The sequence below is a fragment of the Cupriavidus plantarum genome, from assembly GCF_905397285.1.
Classification (GTDB): Bacteria; Pseudomonadota; Gammaproteobacteria; order Burkholderiales; family Burkholderiaceae; genus Cupriavidus; species Cupriavidus plantarum.
The window spans coordinates 1461247-1484461 of the sequence record NZ_CAJPUX010000001.1 but is presented as its reverse complement, the minus strand read 5'-3'; the positions used below and the strand labels follow the sequence as shown (position 1 = coordinate 1484461).

22 protein-coding genes are annotated in these 23215 nt (G+C 66.5%); 12 read left to right on the top strand and 10 right to left on the bottom strand.

Annotated features, from left to right (window positions below; genetic code table 11):
• The first annotated feature begins 30 nt into the window (after window positions 1-30).
• Genes KHP16_RS06850 through KHP16_RS06840 form a run of 3 tightly spaced genes read left to right on the top strand, consistent with a single transcriptional unit; the run spans window position 31 to window position 2870 of the window.
• Window positions 31-492: an excinuclease ATPase subunit gene (locus KHP16_RS06850; RefSeq protein WP_109581158.1), complete on the top strand. Its 462-nt coding sequence runs from the start codon at window positions 31-33 to the stop codon at window positions 490-492.
• Entirely contained in the window at window positions 492-1211 is a 720-nt protein-coding gene (locus KHP16_RS06845; protein WP_211959801.1) for a 4'-phosphopantetheinyl transferase family protein, read from the top strand. The genes KHP16_RS06850 and KHP16_RS06845 overlap by 1 nt, the downstream gene beginning before the upstream one ends.
• A gap of 27 nt (window positions 1212-1238) precedes the next feature.
• Window positions 1239-2870, top strand: a complete 1632-nt coding sequence (locus KHP16_RS06840) for an HAL/PAL/TAL family ammonia-lyase (RefSeq protein WP_211959800.1) — start codon at window positions 1239-1241, stop codon at window positions 2868-2870.
• Between the two features lie 4 nt (window positions 2871-2874).
• On the opposite strand, the gene KHP16_RS28515 is transcribed toward KHP16_RS06840, so the two are convergent.
• Entirely contained in the window at window positions 2875-3009 is a 135-nt protein-coding gene (locus KHP16_RS28515) for a hypothetical protein (RefSeq protein ID WP_258307871.1), read from the bottom strand.
• Between the two features lie 87 nt (window positions 3010-3096).
• A complete protein-coding gene (locus KHP16_RS06835; RefSeq protein WP_109581160.1) occupies window positions 3097-3900 on the bottom strand; it encodes a MetQ/NlpA family ABC transporter substrate-binding protein in 804 nt (267 codons plus the stop codon).
• 253 nt (window positions 3901-4153) lie between these two features.
• Between KHP16_RS06835 and KHP16_RS06830 the strand changes: the two genes are divergently transcribed.
• The 3 genes from KHP16_RS06830 to KHP16_RS06820 all read left to right on the top strand — a co-directional run bounded on the left by KHP16_RS06830 (window position 4154) and on the right by KHP16_RS06820 (window position 6277).
• Window positions 4154-4582: a hypothetical protein gene (locus KHP16_RS06830; protein WP_109581161.1), complete on the top strand. Its 429-nt coding sequence runs from the start codon at window positions 4154-4156 to the stop codon at window positions 4580-4582.
• 111 nt (window positions 4583-4693) lie between these two features.
• On the top strand, window positions 4694-5155 hold the full coding sequence (locus KHP16_RS06825) for a hemerythrin domain-containing protein (protein ID WP_109581162.1): 462 nt from the start codon (window positions 4694-4696) through the stop codon (window positions 5153-5155).
• A gap of 51 nt (window positions 5156-5206) precedes the next feature.
• On the top strand, window positions 5207-6277 hold the full coding sequence (locus KHP16_RS06820; RefSeq protein WP_211959799.1) for a DUF72 domain-containing protein: 1071 nt from the start codon (window positions 5207-5209) through the stop codon (window positions 6275-6277).
• On the opposite strand, the gene KHP16_RS06815 is transcribed toward KHP16_RS06820, so the two are convergent.
• Window positions 6211-7161 (bottom strand): GlxA family transcriptional regulator, encoded by a 951-nt coding sequence (locus KHP16_RS06815; RefSeq protein WP_211959798.1) that lies wholly within the window; start codon window positions 7159-7161, stop codon window positions 6211-6213. The two genes, KHP16_RS06820 and KHP16_RS06815, sit on opposite strands and share 67 nt — an antisense overlap.
• A gap of 135 nt (window positions 7162-7296) precedes the next feature.
• Between KHP16_RS06815 and KHP16_RS06810 the strand changes: the two genes are divergently transcribed.
• Both KHP16_RS06810 and KHP16_RS06805 read left to right on the top strand, forming a co-directional pair.
• Window positions 7297-8016 carry a hypothetical protein gene (locus tag KHP16_RS06810; protein ID WP_121490951.1) on the top strand — a complete coding sequence of 240 codons (720 nt, stop codon included), beginning with the start codon at window positions 7297-7299 and terminating at the stop codon, window positions 8014-8016.
• Between the two features lie 121 nt (window positions 8017-8137).
• Window positions 8138-8920 carry an ATP-binding protein gene (locus KHP16_RS06805; protein WP_211959797.1) on the top strand — a complete coding sequence of 261 codons (783 nt, stop codon included), beginning with the start codon at window positions 8138-8140 and terminating at the stop codon, window positions 8918-8920.
• On the opposite strand, the gene KHP16_RS06800 is transcribed toward KHP16_RS06805, so the two are convergent.
• Genes KHP16_RS06800 through KHP16_RS06785 form a run of 4 tightly spaced genes read right to left on the bottom strand, consistent with a single transcriptional unit; the run spans window position 8908 to window position 13127 of the window.
• A complete protein-coding gene (locus KHP16_RS06800) occupies window positions 8908-9864 on the bottom strand; it encodes a Bug family tripartite tricarboxylate transporter substrate binding protein (RefSeq protein WP_244835713.1) in 957 nt (318 codons plus the stop codon). The genes KHP16_RS06805 and KHP16_RS06800 overlap by 13 nt on opposite strands.
• 60 nt (window positions 9865-9924) lie before the next feature.
• Window positions 9925-10917, bottom strand: coding sequence for a tripartite tricarboxylate transporter substrate binding protein (locus KHP16_RS06795; protein ID WP_211959795.1), 993 nt, complete (start codon window positions 10915-10917; stop codon window positions 9925-9927).
• Between the two features lie 59 nt (window positions 10918-10976).
• Window positions 10977-11915: a hydroxymethylglutaryl-CoA lyase gene (locus KHP16_RS06790; RefSeq protein ID WP_109581168.1), complete on the bottom strand. Its 939-nt coding sequence runs from the start codon at window positions 11913-11915 to the stop codon at window positions 10977-10979.
• Between the two features lie 12 nt (window positions 11916-11927).
• A complete protein-coding gene (locus KHP16_RS06785) occupies window positions 11928-13127 on the bottom strand; it encodes a CaiB/BaiF CoA transferase family protein (protein ID WP_211959999.1) in 1200 nt (399 codons plus the stop codon).
• A 175-nt stretch (window positions 13128-13302) separates the two neighbouring features.
• Here KHP16_RS06785 and prpR point away from each other — a divergent pair, with 175 nt between their 5' ends.
• A complete protein-coding gene (gene prpR, locus KHP16_RS06780; RefSeq protein ID WP_244835662.1) occupies window positions 13303-15204 on the top strand; it encodes a propionate catabolism operon regulatory protein PrpR in 1902 nt (633 codons plus the stop codon).
• Between the two features lie 6 nt (window positions 15205-15210).
• On the opposite strand, the gene KHP16_RS06775 is transcribed toward prpR, so the two are convergent.
• Together KHP16_RS06775 and KHP16_RS06770 are read right to left on the bottom strand one after the other, a co-directional pair.
• On the bottom strand, window positions 15211-16161 hold the full coding sequence (locus KHP16_RS06775; RefSeq protein WP_244214431.1) for a Bug family tripartite tricarboxylate transporter substrate binding protein: 951 nt from the start codon (window positions 16159-16161) through the stop codon (window positions 15211-15213).
• Window positions 16162-16299: 138 nt separating this feature from the next.
• Window positions 16300-17436 carry an ATP-binding protein gene (locus KHP16_RS06770; protein WP_109581171.1) on the bottom strand — a complete coding sequence of 379 codons (1137 nt, stop codon included), beginning with the start codon at window positions 17434-17436 and terminating at the stop codon, window positions 16300-16302.
• Between the two features lie 168 nt (window positions 17437-17604).
• On the opposite strand from KHP16_RS06770, the gene KHP16_RS06765 reads away from it, so the two are divergent.
• The gene (locus KHP16_RS06765; RefSeq protein ID WP_211959794.1) at window positions 17605-19089 is read left to right on the top strand and encodes a 3-deoxy-D-arabino-heptulosonate 7-phosphate synthase; all 1485 of its coding nucleotides are present in this window, start codon (window positions 17605-17607) and stop codon (window positions 19087-19089) included.
• Window positions 19090-19153: 64 nt separating this feature from the next.
• Window positions 19154-20251 (top strand): tRNA 2-selenouridine(34) synthase MnmH, encoded by a 1098-nt coding sequence (gene mnmH, locus KHP16_RS06760; protein WP_211959793.1) that lies wholly within the window; start codon window positions 19154-19156, stop codon window positions 20249-20251.
• Window positions 20252-20253: 2 nt separating this feature from the next.
• Here the strand turns inward: mnmH and KHP16_RS06755 are convergent, their stop codons facing one another.
• Window positions 20254-21285: a LysR family transcriptional regulator gene (locus KHP16_RS06755; protein ID WP_211959792.1), complete on the bottom strand. Its 1032-nt coding sequence runs from the start codon at window positions 21283-21285 to the stop codon at window positions 20254-20256.
• Between the two features lie 313 nt (window positions 21286-21598).
• On the opposite strand from KHP16_RS06755, the gene KHP16_RS06750 reads away from it, so the two are divergent.
• Window positions 21599-23155 carry a hypothetical protein gene (locus KHP16_RS06750; protein WP_211959791.1) on the top strand — a complete coding sequence of 519 codons (1557 nt, stop codon included), beginning with the start codon at window positions 21599-21601 and terminating at the stop codon, window positions 23153-23155.
• Window positions 23156-23215 lie beyond the last annotated feature (60 nt).

Sequence of the window (23215 nt, the reverse complement as noted above, 5' to 3'; positions counted from 1 at the left end):
TCCCAAACCAACCATAACAAGGCCTGATCGATGACTCTCACCTCTTCCCGTCTCGCACTCAACGTGGCCGCCGCCACCTGCGCGGCCGCCCTGCTGGTATCGCCCGCTCATGCGCGCGATACCAAATACATGCTGCCGCTCAAGGATGTGCTGACCATGCCCGAAGCCAAGGAGAAGCTGGACCCGTCGTTCCGCTTCTTCCTCGCGGGTCAGACGACCCCGCCCGTGCTGGAACGATTCGAGGACGGCGTGACCAACCGCAAGACCAACGGCGTGGGCAAGAGCGACGAGGACGGCTGCCGGTGGGCCGCGCTGTCGGCGCTGGTGGCATTGCAGGACACCGCGAAGTCCAAGGGCGCGAATGCGGTCATCGACATCGTCAGCTACTACAAGAAGAATCAGGTCGAGAACCCCGCCGAATACGAGTGCCACGCAGGTGCGGTGGTGGTCGGCGTCGCGTTGAAGGGCACGTACGCCAAGGTCGCGCCGTAATGCCTGTGCAGATCCGCCATGGAAGCGTGACGGCGCTTGCGGCACAGGCGCCGTCGCCTTCCATGTGGATGTCCGGTAGCGAATGCGCGCGGGCGTCGGCCATTCGCGCCGAGCCGCGCCGCGCGCAGTTCATCGCGGGGCGATGGCTCGCGCGCAGGTTGCTGGCGGAGACCCTTGGCGGATCGTGGCGGGACTGGACGCTGACGGCGGAAGACGATGCGCCGCCGCGCGTGTCGGGTCCCGCGCCGGCCACGCTGTCGATCTCGCACAGCGGCGATGTCGTGGCCTGTGCCGCGGGCACCGTGCCGGTCGGCATCGACGTGGAGGCCCGCGCGCCGCGCAGGGACCTTGGCGCGCTGTACGACGCCATCACCACCGACGAGGAGCGCCGGGTCGTCGCCGCGCATCTGGACGCCGGCGCCGACAGCATGTTGCCAAACGCTATGCTGCAATGCTTCACGCATGCGTGGGCGCTGAAGGAAGCCTGTATCAAGCGCGAGGGCGGCGGCCTCTTTCACACGATGCTGGGCCATGCCGTACGGATCGACGCCGCCGCCGATGCGGCGCGGGCCAATGCGTGCACGTGGCAATGGGAAGGTCATGTTCTGGCCCTCAGCGCCGAGACAGCGTCCATCGCCGCCCTCACCAATTTCCCCACCCTTTCCGCATTCGCCGGCCCGCGCTATTGGAAGCTGACGCGGCACCTCGCATCCCGCTGAGTCGTCGTCTGAGTCACCCCTTTGATCATGTCTGAAATCACCGTACCCGATCTCCCCGACAGCACCGCCACGCGCACGCCCCTCGCGCCTGTCGCCTTCGACGGCACGCCGCTGACGATCGAGGACGTCGTCGCGCTCGCGCGGCGCGAAGCCACCGCCGTGCTGTCCGACGCGCCGGACTTCCGCGCACGCATCACGCGCGGCATGGCATTCCTCGACCAGTTGCTGGAAGAAGACGGCCGCATCTATGGTGTGACGACCGGCTATGGCGACTCCTGCGAAACCGCGGTACCCGTGGATCGCGCATGGGAGTTGCCCGTGCATCTGTACACGTTCCACGGCTGCGGACTCGGCCGCCTGCTCGACGCGGAGGAGACGCGCGCGGTGCTCGCGGCGCGGCTTGCATCGCTGTGCCAGGGGTACTCGGCGGTCAGCCCGGGATTGCTCGAGCAGCTTGCGGCGTTTCTCGCGCATGACGTGTTGCCTTGCATTCCGGCCGAGGGCTCGGTCGGTGCAAGCGGCGATCTGACGCCGCTGTCTTACGTCGCCGCCGCGCTCTGCGGCGAGCGTGACGTCGTCTACGCGGGCCGGCGTCAGCCGGCGGCCGAGGCGCTTGCCGCCATCGGCCGGGAACCGCTGCGGCTGCGGCCCAAGGAGGCGCTGGCCATCATGAACGGTACCGCCGTGATGACCGGCCTTGCCTGCCTCGCCTGGGCGCGCGCGGCCAACGTCGCCGCGCTCTCGGCCACGCTCACGGCCGGCGCCGTCGTGGCGATCGATGGCAACCCCTATCACTACGACGAGACGCTGTTCCGCGCCAAGCCGCATCCGGGCCAGACCCGCGCCGCCGCGCGAATCCGCACGCTGCTGGGCGGCTCGCGCGCCCCGCGCCATGCCAGCCGGCTGCAGGACCGTTATTCGCTGCGCTGCGCGCCGCACGTGATCGGCGTGCTCGAAGACGCGCTCGACTGGTCGCGAACGTGGATCGAAACGGAACTGAACAGCGCGAATGACAATCCGCTCGTCGATCCCGACGAGAACCGGGTGCTGCATGGCGGCCATTTCTATGGCGGCCATATCGCGCTGGCGATGGATGCCCTCAAGACGGCAGTGGCCAGCGTGGCGGATCTGATGGACCGTCAGCTCGCCACGCTCGTCGATACGCGCTACAACAACGGCCTGCCGGCTAACCTGTCGGGCGCGGTGGGCGACGAGGCCCCGCTGAACCATGGGCTGAAGGCCGTGCAGATCGGCGCTTCGGCGTGGACCGCCGAAGCGCTGAAGCAGACCATGCCCGCCACCGCGTTTTCTCGCTCGACCGAGTGCCACAATCAGGACAAGGTGAGCATGGGGACCATTGCCAGCCGCGATTGCCTGCGGGTGCTGGAACTGACGGAACAGGTGGCGGCGGGGATGCTTGTGGCCGTGCGTCAGGCCATCGGTCTGCGGCTGAGGTATTCGAATGCAACGAAGGCGGATGCAACGACAGCGGATGCAACGGGAACGCGGACCGGAACACCGACGGAGGCATCGGTGCCCGCGCCGTTGCAGTCGTTCGTCTCACGGCTGGAGGCCGCGATCCCGCTGCTGGAGCGGGACCGGGCGCTGGAACCCGAGCTTCGGGCGATGCTTGCGCAGATCCGCGCCGGGCAGTGGTAAGCCGTCAGTCCTTGCGATCGCAGCTGCCGTCGGCGCAGCCGCCGCCCGATTCGCGTGGCGGATACAGCGGATAGCGCAGCGCCGCATAGATCAGCACGACGACGCCCGCGGCGGTGATCCAGTCGAGCAGATCTTTCATGATGCCGCCTCCATGGGAAGTGCTTCCAGTCTAGGCGCCCGACGGCCTCGCGCAAACGAACGAATCCGTCGGAGCTTATGACGACAATCAGAACGCCGGCAGAATGGCGCCCTTGAACTGCTTGTCGAGGAAATCCTTCACCTCCTGCGACTGATACGCCGCAACCAGCGGCTTGACCCACGGCTTGTCCTTGTCCTGCGCGCGCACGGCAATCAGGTTCGCATACGGGCCACGGAGGTCTTCGATCGCGATCGCATCGCGCGTCGGTGACAGGTTGGCCTTGACCGCGTAATCGGTGTTGATCGACGCGGCCGCCAGGTCGCTCAGCGAACGCGGCAGGATAGCGGAGTCGAGTTCCACGAACTTGAGCTTCTTCGGATTCGACGCGATATCGAGCGGCGTGGCGTTCTTGCCCGCAGCGGTCTTCAGCGTGATCACGCCCTTGGCCTGCAGCAGCCGCAGCGCGCGGTTGCCATTGGACGGGTCGTTCTGGATACCGACCTTCGCGCCTTCGGGTAGCTCGGCCAGCGATTTGTACTTGCTCGAGTAGAAGCCCATCGGCGCCACGTAGGTCAGCCCCACATTGACGATCTTGTAGCGGCGCGCCTCGATCTGGCTGTCGAGGAACGGCTGGTGCTGGAAGCCATTGGCGTCCAGGTCGCCGGCGTCGAGCGCGGCGTTCGGCTGCGCGTAATCGTTGAACTCGACGATGCGGATGTCCAACCCATTGCGCTTGGCTACGGTGCGCACGACTTCCCAGATCTGCGCGTCCGGACCGCTCATCGTGCCGAGGCGGATGACCTGGTCGGCGGCATGAGCCTGAGCCGTCAGCCCCACGGCAAACGTGGCGGTAGCGGCAGCGATGAGTTTGAACAACTTGCGGCGATGCATGACATGACTCCTCTGTAGGACGTTGTGATCTCGCCCCCGCGCGGGTAGCGCGAGAGCGTCACGGATGGTACGGATGTCGCCGCCCTCGGGGAATGAATAACTTCGGCTATCGATATGCGCGGGCTGTCGTCCTGCAACACGGTAGGACGGCGCCCTATACCGGCGCGCGCGAGAGTCGGAAATGATCGAAGCATGCGGCACGCAGACCGCCCGCTCCGCTCACTATCTTCCGCATTTGCCCAGGAGTTTCCCCATGATGTATCACCGCTTCCTCATCGGTTCGCTCCGGTCCGAGGACGTAGCAGAAGTCCACCTGATTCGCGCGGAACCGCGGGACTGGGCTTGCCTGGCAAGGATCGAATCCGGCATCCAGTCGCTGCGCGAGACGCGGCGCGATATTCCCCCGTATATGCTCGTCCACGACCGCGCATGGCAGGAGGCCACCTGCCAGCCGGAGAAGCTGATCCGCACCGCGCGCAAGTTTTCCTACGACTCCGTCGACGAATTCGTCGATCTGCATCTGCGCCAGACCTTCCACGAGCATGCGCTGGCCGTGCTGTCGCAGGCCTGGAATCCGGGCGGCAACATCATCGTTCGCGCGGCACGCGTTGCAAAAACGGCCACGCGCGAGCGCGCGCCGCGCGTCAAAAAATGCAACGCGCGTGACTTGGCGAGCGCGTAGAGGCCGGTAAACAGGGCCATGACGGCCCTTTCGGTGCTGGTACGCGGTTTGCAATGTCATTCCCGTGCGCCCTCTTGGTCGTGCATTCCCCCACAAAAAGGAGAGAGCATCATGGATAAGTCAAAGGTACCTGTCGACCAGCGCGCGGCGCTGGGCATGCTTGCGGACGACCACAAGCTGGTCAAGAAGCTGTTCCGTCAGTTCGAAGACGCTAGCGACGAAGAGAAGGAAGCGATCGCGATGGAGACGTGCAAGCAACTGACCGTCCACGCGGAAATCGAGGAAGAAATCTTCTATCCGTCGCTGCGCGGCGTGTCGGACAAGATCGACGACATGCTGGACGAAGCGCAGGTGGAGCACGGCGTGGCCAAGGACCTGATCGCCAAGATCGAATCGGGCGACAAGGAGATGCTCGACGCGAACTACAAGGTGTTGTCGGAATACGTCGGCCACCACGTGGAAGAAGAAGAAAAGGAAATGTTCGAGGCCGTGATCAAGGCCAAGGTGAACCTGCGTGAAGTCGCCGAGAAAATGGAGCAGCGCAAGATGGAGTTGATGGGCGAGCCAGCCTGATCTGCCCCTTCCCCGACGGCGGTGCCCCTGGGCGCCGCCGGTTCGCTTCCCATGACGATTCGCATCGGCATATCCGGTTGGCGTTACGCAGGCTGGCGGGGGGTGTTTTACCCCGAGGACCTGCGGCAGCGCGATGAGCTCGACTATGCGTCGCGTCATGTCGATACGATCGAGATCAACGGTTCGCACTATTCGCTGCAGACCGTCGATAGTTATCGGTCATGGCACGATGCCACGCCCCCGGGCTTCGTATTTGCCGTCAAGGGCCCGCGCTACCTGACGCACTGGCTGCGTTTCCGTGACGGGGACACAAAGGACGACAAAAACGGCGACAACCGGGCGCACGTGGCCCTCGCCAACTTCTTCGCCTCCGGCGTGCTCGCGCTCGGTCGCAAGCTCGGCCCATTCCTCTGGCAGTTTCCTCCGAATTTCCGCTTCGACCCTGCCGCCTTCGAGCATTTTTTAGCGATGCTGCCGCAAAACCTCGCTGCCGCGCGGACGCTCGCGCGGTCGCACGATGGCCGCGTTCGCGATCCATGGTTTGCGGCGGAAGGCTCGCGCAGGCTGCGGCATGCGGTGGAGATACGCCACGACAGTTTCTGCGACCCCGCTTTCACGAAGCTGCTGCGCAAGTACCGCGCGGCATTGGTCGTCTCCGATGCGGTGGCCGAATGGCCGTACGCCGAGGACGTGACGAGCGATTTCGTCTACCTGCGCCTGCATGGTTCGGAAACGCTCTATGGCGGCGCGTATTCCGATCGCGCGCTCGATCGGTGGGCCGCGCGCATCGAGGCATGGAGCCATGGGCGCGAGCCCGAGGACGCGCAGCGCATCGAGACGCGCGCAACACGCCCGCAGCGCACAACGAAGACGCGCGACGTCTATTGCTACTTCGACAACGACATGAAGGTGAAGGCGCCGTTCGATGCCAGACGGCTCATGGCGCGCATCGAAGAGGCGACTGGGGGCGGACTGCGCACGGAGGAACCGGGCGAACACAGCCTGGACGAACACAGCCCGGACGGAGACAGGCCGCGCCAAGACAGCCCAAAGCCTCAGTCGGCATCGACCTCGCGCGCGTCGCGCCGCAGCGTGCGCGGCGCCGCCCCGAACGTGCGCTGAAACACTTCGCGCAGATGGCGCCGGTCGCGGAAACCGGTTTCACGCGCGATGACCTCCAGCGAATGCCGTCCCCGCTCGACGAGGTTACGCGCCGTTTCCAGCCGGATGCGCTCGACCGCCCGTGACGGCGACTCTCCCGTTTCCGATTGAAAGACGCGCTGGAACTGCCGCGTGCTGAGGTTGGCGGCATGCGCCATATCGGCGATGCGCAATGGCTTGGCCAGGTTCTTGCGCACGAACTCGAGCGCGGTCTGCACCTTGTCCGATTTCGGCGCCAGCTTCAGCATCTCGGAGTGCTGGGACTGTCCCCCGGAACGCCGGTGATGCATGACGAGGACGTGCGCGACGCGGCTGGCGATCTCGGGTCCGAGGTCTTTCTCCACCATGCCCAACGCGAGGTCCATCGCCGCAGTGAGGCCCGCCGAGGTCCAGATGGTGCCATCGACGACGAAGATACGGTCCATATCCACCTTCGCCAGCGGGCAGCGGGACTTCAACGCATCGGCGAAGGCCCAGTGCGTGGTGACGCGCCGATTGTCGAGGAGGCCCGCGTCGCCGAGCGCGAAGGCGCCCGTGCACATCCCGACGAGCCGCCGTGCGCGTGACGAAACGTCCTTGAGGAAGGTCACCTCGTCCGGATGCGTGGGCCGGTCGGTGGGGTCGACGATGCCGCTCACCATCCAGCTGTCCGCGGCATCGAGCACCGCCGGCAACGTTGCCACCGCCGCGCCCACGGAGGCCCGCCTGTCGCCGCCAGCGATCGAATAATTCGTGACGCAATACACCGGCTCACGCGCGACCACGTTGGCAAATTCGAACACCGTCTGGGTGCCGAGGGCCATGACCTGAAAGCCCTCCGTCAACAAATATCCAATCCGATGCATCGTTCCGCCGCGTGCCACATGTCCGAGAACCGGATTATAAATGTCGCGTCGAGTTCCTGCATTTCACCGATCATCGGTCCACGGCATGCCCAGCGGCGCATGCCGATGCCTGTCTCCCCTTGAGGTACCTTTCCCATGACCGATCTGATCGACATCGCCCTCCAGGCCGCCGGAGGCCTTGCCCATTTCCGCAGTTTCCGTACCGTCTCGGCGCGGCTTCACCACACTGGCGCGCTCTGGCAACTCAAGCAGCGCGAAGGCGTGCTGACGGACTCGCGTGTCACCGTCGACCTGCACGCGCAACGCGCTTCGCATGCGCCGTTCGCTCCTTCCACCGACCATTCGATCTTCACCGCGGACCGCGTGGAGATCCGCCGCGAGGACGGCAGCCTCGTCGAATCGCTCGACGCCCCGCGCGCGTCGTTCGACGGATTCGAGATGGCGACGCCATGGTCCAACACGCAGCTGGCTTACTTTGCCGGTTACACCATGTGGACCTATCTGACGTCGCCGTTCGTGTTGCGGTTTCCGGGCGTGGAAGCGGAAGAAATCGAGCCCTGGACGGTGGACGGCCTGCCGTGGCGCCGCCTGCGCGTCAAGTTCCCGCCGGGCATCGCCACCCATAGCGCACTCCAGACGTTCTACTTCGATGCGGACGGCCTGCTGCGTCGTCACGACTACGAAGTCGATATCCAGGGGCGCAACGCCGCGGCACGTTATCTAAGCGACTACGTCGAGGTACAGGGACTGCGGATGCCCACGCGCTTCCGCATTTATCCCCGCACCCCGGACAACCTCGCCCTGCCCGAGCCGCTGATCGTGGGCGTGGATCTCTCGGACTTCCGTTTCGAGTAAAAAGGTCAAGCCATGTTGTGATGCAGCGCAAGCCGGACTGAGTGGCACCGGCCCCCCGGGATGCAAGGGCCGGCCCCCGCGGCGCCATCTCGCTTTTGTCCTCACGTACATGGAATTGTTTATGCCGGTGAACACCGAAGATTCTGTCGCCGCTACGCGTTCGCCCTCGCCCGCGGTGACCGCGCTGGGCCTGTCGCTGGTGCACGATGCCACCGCGCCGCTGACATCGCTTGTCTTGCTGGCCGCGGCCGGCCAGCGCTGGCTGGCGGGCGACCGCCCCAATCTCGAGGAAGCGCGGCTCTGCTTCGCCGATATCGCCGCCCATACGCAGTCTCTTCTCGACCTGTTCGATACCGTCTCGCGAACGGTAACGCGCACGGTATCGCGCAACATGGCGCCAGCCGTGCCGCCCTCGCCCTTCGATCTGCGCGCCCTGCTCCACGACATCGGGACGACGATCAACCGCGCCGATACGAGCCCAGGCGGCGGGGTGTGGCTAGACTTGCCGCCGGCGCCCGTGACGATCCATGGCAACCCGTGGCAACTGCGGCAGACCCTGCTGATCGCCCTGCATCTTGCGATGCCCGATGTGGTAACCCATGCCGCGGACCCTCGCGCCACCACCGATACGTCCTATGCGGTGGCCGTCACGCTCACGGCCACCGACGCGGAGGCAACCGTCGAGATACGGGCCCTCAGCCGCCATGCGCGCCGGCCACGTCATGGCGCGCCCACGCTGAACGACGACCGCCGTGACGAGATCGCGGTGCTCGATGCGGTCATGCGGCTACATGGCGGGAGTCTGCGGCACGGAGCTCCCGGCACGGACGAACCCTGCCTGATTTTTGGGTGGCCACGCCAGCCGGACATGACGCCCTCCCGGGAACCCGGTCAATCCACGTGAATCTTCGCCTGCTTCACGATATCGCCATACATGCGCAGATCCGCATCCACCTGCTTGCGGAACTCGGCCGGTGTATTGCCCGATGGCACGATACCGAGCGTCAGCAGCCGGTCGCGCGTGTCGGGCTCGTTGACCACGGCATTGAGCGTCTTCTGCAGCTTGTCGACGATCGGCGCCGGTGTCTTCGCGGGAGCGAACAGCCCCACCCACGAGTTCACCTCGATATTGGCGATGCCGGATTCGATCATTGTCGGCACGTCGGGCAGCGATGGTACCCGCGATGCCGACGACACCGCGATGGCGGTGGCCTTGCCGTTCTTCACGAACTGATGCGCACCCGCGACGGCCGTGTACAGCACGGGCAGCGTCCCGCCCACGAGATCGCCCATCGCCTGGCCGCCGCCCTTGTACGGCACGTGCGTCATCTTGATGCCCGTGCGCGCCTTGAGCAGTTCGCCCGCGAGATGTGGCGTGCTGCCGGTGCCCGCGCTGCCATATGACAGGCCATCGGGCAGCGTCTTCGAATACGCGACGAGGTCCTTGAGGTTCTTCGCTGGCACATTGGGATTGGCCACGAGAATCAGCGCCGCGTCACCGATCTTGCTGATCGGCGCGAAGTCCTTGAGCGTGTCGAACGGCACCTTTGCATAGACATGCGGATTGATGACCATCGTCCCATCGAAACCGAGCAGCAGCGTATAGCCATCGGGCTCCGACAGCGCGACCTGCTGCGTGCCGATATTGCCAGACGCGCCGGGCTTGTTCTCCACCACCACGGATTGCCCGAGCCGCTGTCCGAGCCGGTCCGCCACCACGCGCGCGCTCGTGTCGGCAACGCCGCCAGGCGCAAACGGCACGATCAGCCGGATCGGGCGCGTCGGGTAAGTCTGCGCGTGCGCGGGCACCGCCGAAGCCATGGCGGCGAACGTCACCACGGCAGTCATCAATATCTCACGTCGTTGCATCGTGTCTCCCCTTGTCTTTGTTCTGGGTATGCGTCGATCTCATTCAGGCTGAATCCCGCCGCGTTGCGCGACGGCCGACCACTTGCGCGTCTCCGAGACGATGAACTCGTTGAACTGCGCCGGCGGCGTCAGCACGACGTTGGCGCCCTGGTCCTGCATCTGCCTGGCGACCGAGGGGTCCGATGTCACGCGGCGCAGGTCGGCATTGATCTGGTTCACCACCTGCTGGGGCATGCCCTTCGGGCCGAACAGGCCATACCAGTTCAGCGATTCCACGCCCGCAAGCCCCGCTTCCTTGAACGTCATCGCGTCCGGGAAGATGGACATGCGTTCGTCCGCCGCCACGCCGATCACGCGCAGATTTCCGCCCTGCACGTGCGGCATCGCGGTCAGCACGCTGGTGAAGCCCATTGCCAGATGGCCGCCGATGACGTCGACCATGATCTGCGAGCCGCCCTTGTACGGCACGGACACGGTCTGCAGATGGCCGATCTGGCGGAACAGCTCACCGGTCAGGCGCGTGGTCCCTTCCGAATAGCCCACGCCAAGCGGCTGCTTGCGCGCGGCCTCGACGAGTTCGGTGAGGTTCTTGTATGGGCTCTTCTTCGATACGACGAGCACCATCGGCGACACGGCGAGCCGCGTGATCGGCGTGAAGGCGGCCGCGGTGTCATACGGCAGGCTCTTCATAAGCACCGGATTGATTGCATGCGAGCCGACCACCATCATCAGCGTGTAGCCATCGGCCGAGGACTTCGCGACGTGGCTCGTGCCGATGACGCCGTTGGCGCCGGGCCGGTTCTCGACTACAACCGACTGGCCCCACAACTCGGACAGCTTCTGCGCGACGAGACGGCTGACGATATCGGTGCCGCCGCCGGGCGCGTACGGGACGATGAGCGTAACGGGCTTGTCGGGCCATTTGCCCGCGGCGGCATGCGCGGTGAGCGCCGGGACTGACAGGCCTAGCAACAGGACGGACAGGACGGACAGTACAAAAAGGGCAATACGAATCCAACTGCGGTGCAGCATGTTTGTCTCCGGATGTTGTCGTTATGTTTTGGTAATGCGTGAGATGCAGACGGTACGGGTTATGCGGCCTCCCGGCTGCGTTCCGCGGCCTTCGCGTAATGCCGTCGCAACCACGCAATCGATCTGCCGCCCAGCGGACGCGCCAGGACAGACTCTGCAAACGCAACCGCGTCGACCAGCCCGTGCAAGTCGATGCCGGTCGCAAAGCCGCTGCGCTCCGCCATCAGCACGAGATCCTCGGTCGCAAGGTTGCCTGCCGCGCCCGGCGCGAACGGACAGCCGCCGATGCCGCCCACGCTCGCATCGAAATGCCGCACGCCCGCCTCGAGCGCCGCCCATGCGTTCGCGGCACCGAGCCCGCGCGTATCGTGGAAATGAACGGCCAGACGGTCAGCGCCGATCGCAGCCACCAGCTCTTTCATGCGTACCTTGACCGCCCCGGGCGCCGCGGCGCCGATGGTGTCGGCAATGACGATGCGCTCCGCACCGGCCGCCTTCATGCGCTCGGACGAACGCAGCACGGCGTCGAGCGGGACCTCGCCCTCGAACGGGCACTCGAACGCCACGGCCACGTAGGCACGTGTGCGCAAACCAAGGCGGCGCGCCTCGATCAACGTGCGCTCGCTCACCTCCGTGGCCTGATCGAGGTCCATGTTGATATTGCGTTCGTTCATCGTGCGCGTGGCGGACAGCACCACGGCAATCTCGCGCGCGCCCGCCGCGTGCGCGCGCTCGAGGCCCTTGAGGTTCGGCACGAGCGCCGAGGTCTGCAGCGCGGGCAGCGCGGCGTTCAACCTCTGCACGAGGTCCGCCGCGTCGGCCATCTGCGGCACGGCTTTCGGCGAGACAAAGCTCGTCACCTCGACACTCGGCACCCCCGCGGCGGCGAGCCGCCTCACGAGTTCGAGCTTGTCGTCGGTGGACACGTGGATGGCCTGGTTCTGCAGCCCGTCCCGCGGGGAGACGTCGGTAATGACAATGCGATCGGTGGTAGTCATATGCGTCGCGCCTCAGCCGATGGCGCCGTCGGCGCGCAGCGCTTCCACACGGCTCGCGTCGTAGCCCAGAAAATCGCGCAGCACGGCCGCGGTGTGTTCGCCAAGAGAAGGGGGACACGTGTAGGCGGGTTCCGTCACCGCCGACAGCTTGACCGGATTGCCTGGCATGCCGATCGTCTCTCCGGTCTTCAGCGTGACCTCGCGCACCATGTCGCGCGCGCGGACCTGCCGGTCGTCTAGCGCCTGCGCGAAGTCGTTGACGGGGCTGCATGGAATGCGTGCCTGGCGGAGCTTCCCGAGCCAGTACGCCGACGTCTCCTGGCGCAGCTTCTCGCCGATGATCGCGTCGATATGCGCCTTGTCCGCGTAGCGTCCTGGTTGCCGCGCATACTCGGGCCGGCGCAGGTCCGGGTGTTCGATCACGCTCAGGAAGCGCTCGAAGAACGCGTCGCCGATGCAGGCGATGACGATGTACCCATCGCGCGTCGGATACGTGTTGTACGGCACGTGCACGAAATGGCTGTTGCCGATGCGGTCCGGCACGTGGCCCGACATCAGATGCATCGTCGCCATGTAGTTGAGCATCGAGATCTGCGCGTCAAGCATCGAGATGTCGACGTGCTGTCCACGCCCGGTCTGGTCGCGTGCGGCCAGCGCCGCGAGCACGCCAATCGCCCCGAAGATCCCGCCGCCGAGATCCCCGATCGGAATGCCGCTGCGCACGGGGGGGCCGTCCGCCATGCCCGTGATCGACATGCCGCCGCCCATCGCCTGCACGACCTGGTCGAACGCGGGATGCTGCGTATCCGGGCCCGTCTGGCCGAAGCCCGTGACCGAGCACGTGATGATGCGCGGGTTGACCTCCGACAGCGTGGCGTAGTCGATACCGAGGCGCGTCGTCACGCCCGCGCTGAAGTTGTCGAAGACCACATCGGCGCGGCGGACCAGATCGAGGAAGACCTCGCGGCCCGCTTCGCTCTTCAGGTCCACACACACGCTTTCCTTGTTCCGGTTCAGCGTCAGGAAGTAGGCCCCCATGCCGTCGCGCGCATAGTCGTCGCTGTCCGCCAGCAGCTTGCGCGTCCCTTCGCCCGCGCCCGGCGGCTCCACCTTGATGGTGCGCGCGCCGAGGTCCGCGAGCAGCATGGTCCCGTACGGGCCGGACAACATATGGGTCAGGTCCAGTACGGTGATGTGTTCAAGCGCCTGCATCGTCTCCTCCATGTATGGTTGCAGGTCATAACGCAACGCGCGTGCCATGCTGAAGGGCATTGATTCTTAAAGGTTTTTCGCGCAGGACTTCGAGATGTCGCGTTGCATGCGACATTCTGTGAAACAATCGATGAAACGTCGATGCAACAAAGCGACAAACCTGCGCCATGCCGCCATGACGACCGATCGCCCTTTCCGCCCCCGCCTCTGCTTCATCAGTTACCGGCATCTGAGCCACTTCGCGATGACGCTGCTCGACGAGTACGCCGACCGCGCCGACATCGAGGTCGTGAACGGTTCGTTCGACGCGGCGCTCACCTTCGCGCGGGAGCGCATGCGGCTGGGGACTACCGATGCCTTCATCAGCGCCGGGGCAAACGCGACGATCCTGCGGACCGCATTGCGCGCGCCCGTTGCCACGATCAAGCTCAGCGGATTCGACCTGTTGCTCGCGCTGATGAACGCGCGGCGCGTGTCCAATCGCGTGGGCGTGGTGATGTACGGCGCGCCGATTCCCGAGCTCGACGCCATCAAGGACTTGCTCAATATCGAGGTCGCGCAGTATGCGTACCGTACGCCCGACGAGGCGCGGCACTGCTTTGCGTTGCTTGCGCGCGATCGTTACGAAGTGGTCGTCGGGTCCAGTCTGGTGCTGGAGTTCGCCGAGCAGTACGGCATGCAGGGCCACCTCGCGTATTCGCTCGCGGCGGTGCGCCAGGGCATCGAGGATGCGATCGAACTGGCGCGCGCGGCGCGGCAGGAAGCGAGCCGCTACGAGCAATTGAGCGGCGTGGTGCACAACCTGCAGGAGGCTGTGCTCGCCGTCGATCGCGAGCACCGGATCGTGGCGCTCAATCCGCCGATGGAAAAGCTGCTAGGCAGGCCGCAGGCGCAGTTGTTGCGGCAGTCGCTGGAGACGATCGAGCCGGCGCTGTCGCTCGCGCATACGCTGGAGACGGGTGCGCAGGATCGCGCCGCGGTGCTGCGCCTCTCCCAGCGCGACTGGATCGTGAATCGCACGCCGATTCGCGAGCATGGGCAGATCGTCGGCGCGGCCATCACGCTTTACGACGCGCGCACCATTCACGATGCGGATGCCAGCCTGCGCAGCCAGCAGCGTCATCGCCAACCCACCGCGCGCCATAGCTTCGACAGCCTGATCGGCCAGAGCGAACCGTTCCGGCGCGCCTGCGCGACGGCGCAGCGGTTTGCGCGCACCGATATGACGATCCTGCTCTCCGGGGAAAGCGGCGTTGGCAAGGAGTTGTTCGCGCAGGCGATCCACAACGCCAGTTCGCGCGCGGCGCGGCCGTTCGTGGCCATCAACTGCGCGGCGTTTCCGGAGTCTTTGCTCGAGAGCGAGCTGTTCGGTTACGACGAAGGCGCGTTCACGGGGTCGCGGCGCGGCGGCAAGCGCGGGCTGTTCGAGGCCGCGCATACGGGCACGCTGTTTCTCGACGAAATCGGCGATATGCCCGTGTCGTTGCAGACGCGATTGTTACGCGTGTTGCAGGAGCGCGAGATCGTGCGGCTGGGCGGTGCGCTGCCGATTCCCGTCAACGTGCGCGTAATTGCCGCCACGCATCAGCCGTTACGGGAACTCGTCGCCGGCCGGCAATTCCGCCAGGACCTGTACTACCGCATCAACACGCTGCATCTGCATCTGCCCGCGTTGCGCGAGCGGCCCGAGGACATTGCGCCGCTGGCCGAGGCATTGTTGCGGCGCAGCCTCGGACGGCTCGGTTCCTCGCTCGATGCGGCGCGACTGTTGCCGCGTGTGCTGCCGCGGCTCGCGGAATTCCCGTGGCCCGGCAATGTGCGCGAGCTCGAGAACATTTGCGATCGCATGGCGGTGTTCTTCTCGCAGTGGCGGCACGAGGACGAGATCGACTTCACCGAGCTGCGGCACGATTGCGCGGAGCTCTACGAGGACGCCGCGCCCGCCTCTTCCCAGAGAACCGGCGATCGCCACCGCGCGCGCGAGGTGCTCGACGCTTGCGGCGGCAATCGGCAGGAGGCCGCGAAGCGGCTCGGCATCAGTCGCGCCACGCTATGGCGATGGCTGCGCGACGACTGAGGGGCTTCACTGCACCGCGATGCCGACGGACTTCACGAGCTTCTCGATATTGACGCTGTCGTTGCGAATCAGCGCCGCGAATTCCGGCGCGTCGGCGTAGTTCACCTCGGTGCCGCTTTCGGTCAGGCGCCGACGCAGGTCGGGATCGGCGAGGCTCGTGGCGAGCGCGGCGCGGAGCTTTTGCTGGACATCCTTCGGGGTACCCTTGAGCACCGTCATGCCGTACCACGGGTACATCTCGAAGCCCGGATAGCCCTGCTCGGCAATCGTCGGCAGCGAGGGCATGGCCGACGAGCGCTTGGGCGTGGTCACGCCAAGCGCGCGGAACTTGCCGCTCTTGATATGCGGCAGGCTGGAGACGATCGTATCGAAGTACGCGTCGACGCTACCGGCCATCAGCGCCGGAATCGCCTCCGCGGCGCCCTTGAACGGCACGTGAACCATGTCGATGCCGGCGGTCTGCTTGAACATTTCGCCGGCCAGATGCGAGGTGGTGCCCTGGCCGAACGACGCGTAGTTGACCTTCCCGGGATGCGCCTTGGCATACGCCACGAACTCCGCGAGCGAATTCACGGGCATCGAGCTGTTCACGACGAGCACGAGCGATTGCACGCCCACCTCGCCGACCGGTTCGAAGTTGTCGGGATTGTACGGCAGCTTCGAGTACAGGAAGCGGTTGCTGACGAGCGTGCTGTTGGAGCCGAGCAGCACCGTGTAGCCGTCCGCCGGGGCATTGGCCGCGGTCTGTGCGCCGATGATGCCGCCCGCGCCGGGACGGTTCTCGATGAGCACGGGGGTTTTCAGTTCCAGCGCCATACGCTCGCCCAGAAAACGGGCGATGCTGTCGGTTCCGCCGCCCGCGGGGAATGGCACGACGATCTTGACGGGCCGCGTGGGCCATTTTTCCTGCGCTTGCGCGGGGACGACGGACGCGAGCGACAAGAGGGAAAGAAGCACTGCACCTGCTGCGGAAAGCTGTCTGAGTGTTCGGTTCATTCCACGCACCATGAAAGTAGTCGGCGCCACGCAAGCAGCAACTTGCATGCCATGAAAGATGCATCAATGCGGTGCCGGGACCCTGGTGCGGGTTGGGTGCTAATCCGAGACCGATGGTGCGGGGCGCCGCCGTATCCATTCGGCGAACGCTTCATCCTCGATGCGGTAGTCGCCCATCGACAGGCGCGTGACGACGTTGTCCGCCATGAGCCGTCTCAGTGCATGAGCCGCCGTATTCCGCGTGGCTGGCTTGCCTAACATGGCGCCGAGCTTTTCGAGCGTGGCCGCTGCGTGGAGGTCCGGCTCGCCGCGCGCGATGAGGTACAGGATGGCGCGGTCCGATGCCTTGATCTCTTGCCATTGCTGGAGCGAATGCTCGTCGGAGAACACCGACGCCTTCGTATGAACAAGCGCCGCGGTGTCGCCCTGGGTCTGGTACAGCATGTACCGCTCGATGAAGCGCTTGAAAAACTCCGGGGTTCGATGCAGGGCCTCGAACGCGCGCAATCCCTGTTCGAGCGTCAGCTTGTTTCGGGCCATGCTGTTCAGCAGCCTGATGCTGTATGCCACGAACTCGTCGCCGAGCAGCGGAAACGGCTCCAGCGGGGCCCAGTTGTAGAACGGCTCGGACGCGCGGGCGAACATCGCGCGCAGGGTGGTTTCCGAGCTGCCGGCGAAGATGACCTTGATGCGGTCCTTGCGGATGTCTAGCGCGGCGCGCAACGCATGCGCGAAATCGCCGTGGTCGGCGCGGGCAAGGACCTGGGCTTCGTCGATGACCAGCAGCAGGGTCTTTTTTGCGCCGTCGAGTTGCTTCAATACTTCATGGAGGGCGCTGGTTCGGTCCGCGCCGGCTTTACCGAGCTCGGCTTCGAGCGTACCCTCGATCCCGCCGGGTAACTTCGCGCCGGCCTTCAGCTTCTTTACCGGGGCACGCAGCCGCGACAGCACTGCCGCGGCGCCTTTGGGCTCCAGCGCTTCGTTCAATGCCGAGACGAGTGCGATTTCCGGCGAGGTGCGGCGGTCCCACAGGTTGGTGTACGCCGTCAGGTAGCCGCGGTCGAGCGCTGCGGGAATCAGGTCCTGCCGCAGAAACTCGGTCTTGCCCATGCGCCGGCGCGCAAACAACCCGCGTGCGGCGGAGAGCTTGAGTTCGAATGCCTGCAGGTACGCGTCGGCCAGTTCCGGGCGCGGGAAATGCCAGGGGTCGTCCGGGGTACGGTCACCGCTTCTCATGACTTCTCACGAAAATTGATACTTCTCAGATTTATTGAGAAGTCATGATACAACCGGTCAGTGGCGCGGGTAAAGCGCCGGGATGCGGAGGCGGAAGGCCCGTGCCGTGGCCCGTGCGGTGGCGGCGCGTGCTGTAATGCGTCTGCCGTGCTTGCGTCTCCTTCGCTCATGTCCCTGCTGCTCATGACCCCTCCGCCCTTGCTCGACCGCCTGCTGCAAATCGTCACCCGCCGCTACCGGCTGCCCGACCTGACGGCGCTGGCCACGAACGTGGCGTCGCCGGCCGTGGCGGTCGCGGTGGCCATCGAACGGGCGCGTCTGTCGATCGGGCCGGACGGCGCGCCTCCACCATCGGAAGTCCGACAGGCGTTTCTTGGCGCGCTGGCGCAGCTCGTGCGGCAGGCATTGCGCGAGGATGCGGGCGACCCGGTATTCCAGGCCATGATGCTCCGGCATCGCGTGGCGGCGGTCCGGGAGTATGCGTCGCTGTCCACGCATGCCGAGCAGGACCGGCGGCAACTGCGCGGCGCGGTCAACGCCATCGCCCATCCGGGCCGGCGGGCGCGCACCGCCGATGCGGACCAGCGCGCGGCCCTCGAGCGCCTGCACGCCGCGGCCACGCAAGGCGATTGGCCCGCGCTCGAATCCACGGCGCGGCAACTCCGGGCGCTGCCTGGCGTTGCCGCCGATGGGGATGGCGGCGGTAGCGCCCCCCTTATCGCCTCCCTCATCGCCCCCGGCATCGACAAGCTGCTCGCCCACCCGGCGCTGGCGCGCATGCAGCGCCTCGACGCGCTGGCATCGCACCCACGCGTCGCGGCGTACCGCGCCCTGTGGTCTCGACATGGGCCTGAGGCGGGCACGGCCACGGCGACCTCGGCCGGAGTCGCCTCGCGGGAGCGGGGGGCCGCCGCGGAGGCCGCCGCCGCGCGGGCGCTGGCCGTCATGGCGGATCGGCTCAACGCCGATGCGCGTTACCGTGCCGCCGACGTACCCGGCACGGCCTCCCCTTACCGCATCGTCACCTCGATGCGCGTTCCCTCCACCATCCCCGCCAGCCACGACCGCGCCAAGAGCGAGTGGGACGTCGTGCTCCTCCGGCAAAGACCGGGTGGCGGCGATACGCACGATTACGACATCTGCCTGCTGCTGGAGGTAAAGGCATCGGTCGAGGCCGCCACCACGGACTTCCCACGCCTGCTCCGCGGGCTGCGGCTGCTTGGCCATGCCGACCCGGACAAGCGCTACGCGTTCGACACCAACGAGGGCACGGTCTGGTTGCACGGTGGCTCGCTACATGCCTTCGGCATGCGCGGGGCCGACCGGCAAAAGGACCCCGAACGTGACGGCCACCGCGACGAGAGCGGTGTCGCGGCCTTCCTCTACTGCTGCGATGCCCCGGCAGACGCCACGCCGCGCGTGCTCGGCGCCGCCAGCCGCATGCAGTTGTTGTCGGCCGCGGCGAGTCTCGACTATGCGAGCGCTCTCGCCGAAGGCGCGGACCCCGAAGTGTCCATGCTCGCCCCCGTGTGGGACCAGCTCCTCACGTCGCCCCGATGGGCCACCGTCCTGCATCAGTACCCAATGCTCCGGGAGGTCCGCGAGCGCATGGTCCATACCGCGGACCTGCTGGCTGTCGCGGCCAGCGCCTGATTGCCGCGCGCTATCATTCTGCAGAATTCGTTGCACCAAAGGGCTGGACCAAGAAACCACTGCCATGCGCGCCGACACCGCCGACTACCGCGCCCTCTTCCTCTCCGACACCCCACTCATGGACGCCCGCGCGCCCATCGAGTTCGCGCGCGGCGCGTTCCCGCATGCGGCCAATCTGCCGCTGATGTCGGACAGGGAGCGCCACGAGGTCGGTCTCTGCTACACCCAGCAAGGCCCCGACGCCGCCATCGCGCTCGGGCATCGGCTGGTCAGCGGCGAGGTCAAGGCGTCGCGCCTCGCCGCGTGGGCGGCGTTTGCCAACGCGCATCCCGACGGCTACCTCTACTGCTTCCGCGGCGGCATGCGCTCGCAGATCGTGCAAACGTGGCTGCGCGAAGAAGCCGGTATTGCGTACCCGCGCGTCACGGGCGGCTACAAGGCCATGCGCGGCTTCCTGCTCGAAACCATCGCGAAGGCCGCCCGCCCGACCGCGATGGTCGTGCTGGGCGGCATGACCGGCACCGGCAAGACCGACGTACTGACCGGCCTCGCGCAAGGCATCGACCTCGAAGGCCACGCGCATCATCGCGGCTCGAGCTTCGGCAAGCGCGTGCGCGCGCAGCCCGCGCAGATCGATTTCGAGAACGCGCTGGCCATCGACATCCTGCGGCGGCAGGATGCGGGCCATCGCGTGCTCGTGTTCGAGGACGAGGGCCAGACCGTCGGCGGCCGCAGCATGCCGTTCGACCTCTATCAGGCGATGCAGCAATGTCCGCTCGTCTGGCTGGAGGACACGCTGGAACATCGCATCGAGCGCATCCTGCGCGACTACGTGGTGAACCTCCGCGCGGAGTTCATCGCGGCCTATGGTGCAAGCGACGGCGACGCGCGGTTTGCGGAGCGCCTGCGCCAGAGCCTCGACAAGATCGCCAAACGGCTCGGCGGCGAGCGGCACAAACGGCTGCGGGCCATGCTGGACGAGGCGCTCGATGTGCAGCGCGACACCGGCGCCGTCGATGCGCACCGTGCATGGATCGCCCGACTGCTCGTCGAATACTACGACCCCATGTATGCGTATCAGCGGCAACTCAAGCGCGACCGCATCGTCATGAGCGGCGATGCCGGGGCGGTCGTCGCTTATCTCAGGCGGCTCGGCGCATAGCGTCAGCGGTCGATTGTTGCCTCGCTTATCGTCTCGCTTATCGTCTCGTTTATCGTCTCGCTTATGGTCTCACTTAGCGCGTCGTCTAGCGCGCCGTTTAGCGCCTCGATGGTCGCCGTGGGCAGCGAATCGCAATACTGACGGCAAACGTCACGCGCCACGCCCGCCGCGGCATGCACCGCCACGCGTGCATCGTCGCGCCGATACAGCGCGATCACGATCGGCGGAGGCGACGGCAGCATCGGGAGTTCGACGAGTTCGCCGGTGTCGAGATACTCCGCCACGAGCAGGCTCGGGACGGCCGCCACGCCATAACCGTCGCGCAGCAGATGGATCATCGCGGCGACGGACGGCATGCACGTGACGCGCGTCTGCGAGAGCGGCACGCCATGCGCGCTGGCCAGGCCGCTGACCATCGCATCCACAGCGAGTTGCGGCAGCGTGCCACGACCGAATGTGAGCACGGGATGCCGCAGCACGGCGCGCACGAGATCGTCCTGCGTGTCGGTCTCGGCCAGCATGTCCCTTCGCGCGATCCACCGCACGGGATAACGCGCGAGCGGTTGCGCGACGATCGACGGATCGATCGCGCTTTCCACCTGCAGCACGAGGTCGAGGTCGCCAGCCAGCAGCCGCGGGCCCAGCACGGCGGTGGCATCGACGGTCAGGTCCACGACGAGCTCGGGATACCCGGTTTCCAGCGCGCGCACGAAATGCGGCAGCCAGCTGTGCACCACGGTCTCCACGACGCCGAGCCTGAGACGCCCCGAGATTTGCTGCCCCCGCTGCGCGGCGAGTTGCAGCGTCCGCGCGGCATGCACGACCTCGCGCGCATGATTGAGCAACCGCTCGCCGTCGTCGCTGAGGCGGAACTGACTGGTGCCGCGATCGACGAGCGTCACCCCGAGCTCGGCTTCCAGGGCCTTGATGCGCGAGGAGATGGCGGCAGGCGTGGCATGCAGTTCGCGCGCGGTGGCGCGAATGCTTCCCGAGCGTGCCAGCGACAGCAGCGTTTCGAGAAAGCGGGTATTCATGGCGTCATGGCGTGCGGGGGTTCTGGAGGCCGGTGCCGGGCGCATCGGATGGGCTCCGGCTGGGCTGCCACGGAGTATGCAAGATTTCTGCCCGCACGGCATCGGTGCCGCCCCCACGCCGAAACGAGGCGTCGCCCCCGTATGCGAAGCGTGGGCGTCGAGAGCGAAGCGGCTGGCGCTTGCGCGCGATCGGGGCGCTACGCTGCGGGAGCGTCCAAGGCATGGTGCGGCGGACGTAGTGTCGTCTGAAGTGTCGTCTCTCATGACGCCAGTAATGGGCGCCTGAGGTGCCATCGGATAGCGAGGCCCGTGCATGCCGAACAATACCTTCCTCCTCAAACCGTACTCGCTGGCGTCCCAAATCGCAGACCAGATCTCGGGCGAATTTCCAGCAATCCTCCGGCCGCTTGTGCGGCCACTCGCGAAGCACTACGCGAAAGAGTTCTACGCCAACGCCGGCATCACGGCGTTCACGGCCACGCAGGTGCATGCGGTGCAGCCCCCGCCGCTCCGCCGCCCCAGCCGCCCGGCGCCTCAGGCCGCCGGCGCCGCCTTCAATCCGCACGCCACCGGCATGGACCGGTTCCACGGCCACCAGCCGCCGCCGCCCTACTCGGCCAAGCCCGCGCCGCACGAACGCTACGCGCCGCCGCCGGGACCGCCGCCCTACGCACACACTTACACGCCGCCCGCCAGCCCGCCGCGGGGCGTCCCCCCGCAAGCGCCTCCCCCGTCGACGTTCCCACAACCGCTGCCGTTCCACCTCCAGCCCCCGCCGGCCGACGATGCGATCGGGGCGCAGCTGCATGCACAGTTGAACGAGATCATGGCCACGATGCATGCCACGGCCGAGGTCCCCGGATGGGAGTCGCACGCGACGGGACATCCCACCATGCCCGCACCCGCCTACACCGCCTCGGCGCAACTCGACCCGCGCGAACAGGCCGACATCGACCGCGCGATCGCGCTCAGCCTCAAGGAAGCGACGGCAGGCCCGCATGGCATGCCCCCCGCCCACGCGCGAGACGAACAGCAGTCGGTTGCCCAGGCGCTAGCGGGACTGCGCAAGATCCCGCCGCTCGAGACCGCGGTCACGCCATGGGACAAGCTCGGCGAGACGGAGAGGGCCGCCTACGCCAATGCGACCGAATATCTCGAAGAGGCGTCGGCACACGTTACCCGCACCGACCGCATCGCGAAGGTACTCGCCGGGCACGACATGATGCTGATCCCGAACAGCGGCAACACGCGCCGCACCCCCGCGGAGGGGGCACCGGGCGCGGACCCGAACTGGGCGACAAATAACTGCCTGCTCATCTCGCTGATGCAGCATGCCACCGGCGACTACGACAGCGATCATGCACCGCTCGTCAATCAGTTCCGCGCGATCATCGAGCAGGACCCGTCCATGGGCATCCGCCCCGGCGACAAACTGCCCGCGCAAGGCAGGATCGCCGACGGCATCGTCTCGCTGATCAACAACGGCCTCGGGCTGGAGCGCCCGCTGCGCATGGTCACGGTATCCGACGCCAGCGGAGTGCTCCACGTCGAAACCACGGGACCCGACGACGACCATCGGCGCGACGTCATCGTGGTCGATATGGGCGGGCATTTCGAGGCCGCGGCCCCGGCGTCCGTCATCGCGGCGCGGCGCGCCCAGGACGAGTCCCCCCGGCGCGGCGCTCCGGCCACCCGAGATGACGCCACGCAATCGACAGGCTCCAACACCCCGGCGGCGCCCGCCGGTATGGATGCCATGAGCGAGCTCGCCAACGCGCAGATGCGAAGCACGCTGATCCAGCAGCATCAGCAGATCGCCGAAACCACCAGGCAAGCCAGGTCGTCCATGGTGTCTCTGACGGCACCATAATGGGACGAGATCGTAATGGCGTCGGGCCACGTTCGGTCTATGATCGCGATCTGATCCCAC

Excerpts from the sequence above, each read along its gene's own strand:
- KHP16_RS06850 (WP_109581158.1), top strand. The coding sequence starts at position 31 with ATGACTCTCACCTCTTCCCGTCTCGCACTCAACGTGGCCGCCGCCACC.
- KHP16_RS06845 (WP_211959801.1), top strand. The coding sequence starts at position 492 with ATGCCTGTGCAGATCCGCCATGGAAGCGTGACGGCGCTTGCGGCACAG.
- KHP16_RS06840 (WP_211959800.1), top strand. The coding sequence starts at position 1,239 with ATGTCTGAAATCACCGTACCCGATCTCCCCGACAGCACCGCCACGCGC.
- KHP16_RS28515 (WP_258307871.1), bottom strand. The coding sequence starts at position 3,009 with ATGAAAGATCTGCTCGACTGGATCACCGCCGCGGGCGTCGTCGTGCTG.
- KHP16_RS06835 (WP_109581160.1), bottom strand. The coding sequence starts at position 3,900 with ATGCATCGCCGCAAGTTGTTCAAACTCATCGCTGCCGCTACCGCCACG.
- KHP16_RS06830 (WP_109581161.1), top strand. The coding sequence starts at position 4,154 with ATGATGTATCACCGCTTCCTCATCGGTTCGCTCCGGTCCGAGGACGTA.
- KHP16_RS06825 (WP_109581162.1), top strand. The coding sequence starts at position 4,694 with ATGGATAAGTCAAAGGTACCTGTCGACCAGCGCGCGGCGCTGGGCATG.
- KHP16_RS06820 (WP_211959799.1), top strand. The coding sequence starts at position 5,207 with ATGACGATTCGCATCGGCATATCCGGTTGGCGTTACGCAGGCTGGCGG.
- KHP16_RS06815 (WP_211959798.1), bottom strand. The coding sequence starts at position 7,161 with ATGCATCGGATTGGATATTTGTTGACGGAGGGCTTTCAGGTCATGGCC.
- KHP16_RS06810 (WP_121490951.1), top strand. The coding sequence starts at position 7,297 with ATGACCGATCTGATCGACATCGCCCTCCAGGCCGCCGGAGGCCTTGCC.
- KHP16_RS06805 (WP_211959797.1), top strand. The coding sequence starts at position 8,138 with ATGCCGGTGAACACCGAAGATTCTGTCGCCGCTACGCGTTCGCCCTCG.
- KHP16_RS06800 (WP_244835713.1), bottom strand. The coding sequence starts at position 9,864 with ATGACTGCCGTGGTGACGTTCGCCGCCATGGCTTCGGCGGTGCCCGCG.
- KHP16_RS06795 (WP_211959795.1), bottom strand. The coding sequence starts at position 10,917 with ATGCTGCACCGCAGTTGGATTCGTATTGCCCTTTTTGTACTGTCCGTC.
- KHP16_RS06790 (WP_109581168.1), bottom strand. The coding sequence starts at position 11,915 with ATGACTACCACCGATCGCATTGTCATTACCGACGTCTCCCCGCGGGAC.
- KHP16_RS06785 (WP_211959999.1), bottom strand. The coding sequence starts at position 13,127 with ATGCAGGCGCTTGAACACATCACCGTACTGGACCTGACCCATATGTTG.
- prpR (WP_244835662.1), top strand. The coding sequence starts at position 13,303 with ATGACGACCGATCGCCCTTTCCGCCCCCGCCTCTGCTTCATCAGTTAC.
- KHP16_RS06770 (WP_109581171.1), bottom strand. The coding sequence starts at position 17,436 with ATGAGAAGCGGTGACCGTACCCCGGACGACCCCTGGCATTTCCCGCGC.
- KHP16_RS06765 (WP_211959794.1), top strand. The coding sequence starts at position 17,605 with ATGTCCCTGCTGCTCATGACCCCTCCGCCCTTGCTCGACCGCCTGCTG.
- mnmH (WP_211959793.1), top strand. The coding sequence starts at position 19,154 with ATGCGCGCCGACACCGCCGACTACCGCGCCCTCTTCCTCTCCGACACC.
- KHP16_RS06755 (WP_211959792.1), bottom strand. The coding sequence starts at position 21,285 with ATGAATACCCGCTTTCTCGAAACGCTGCTGTCGCTGGCACGCTCGGGA.
- KHP16_RS06750 (WP_211959791.1), top strand. The coding sequence starts at position 21,599 with ATGCCGAACAATACCTTCCTCCTCAAACCGTACTCGCTGGCGTCCCAA.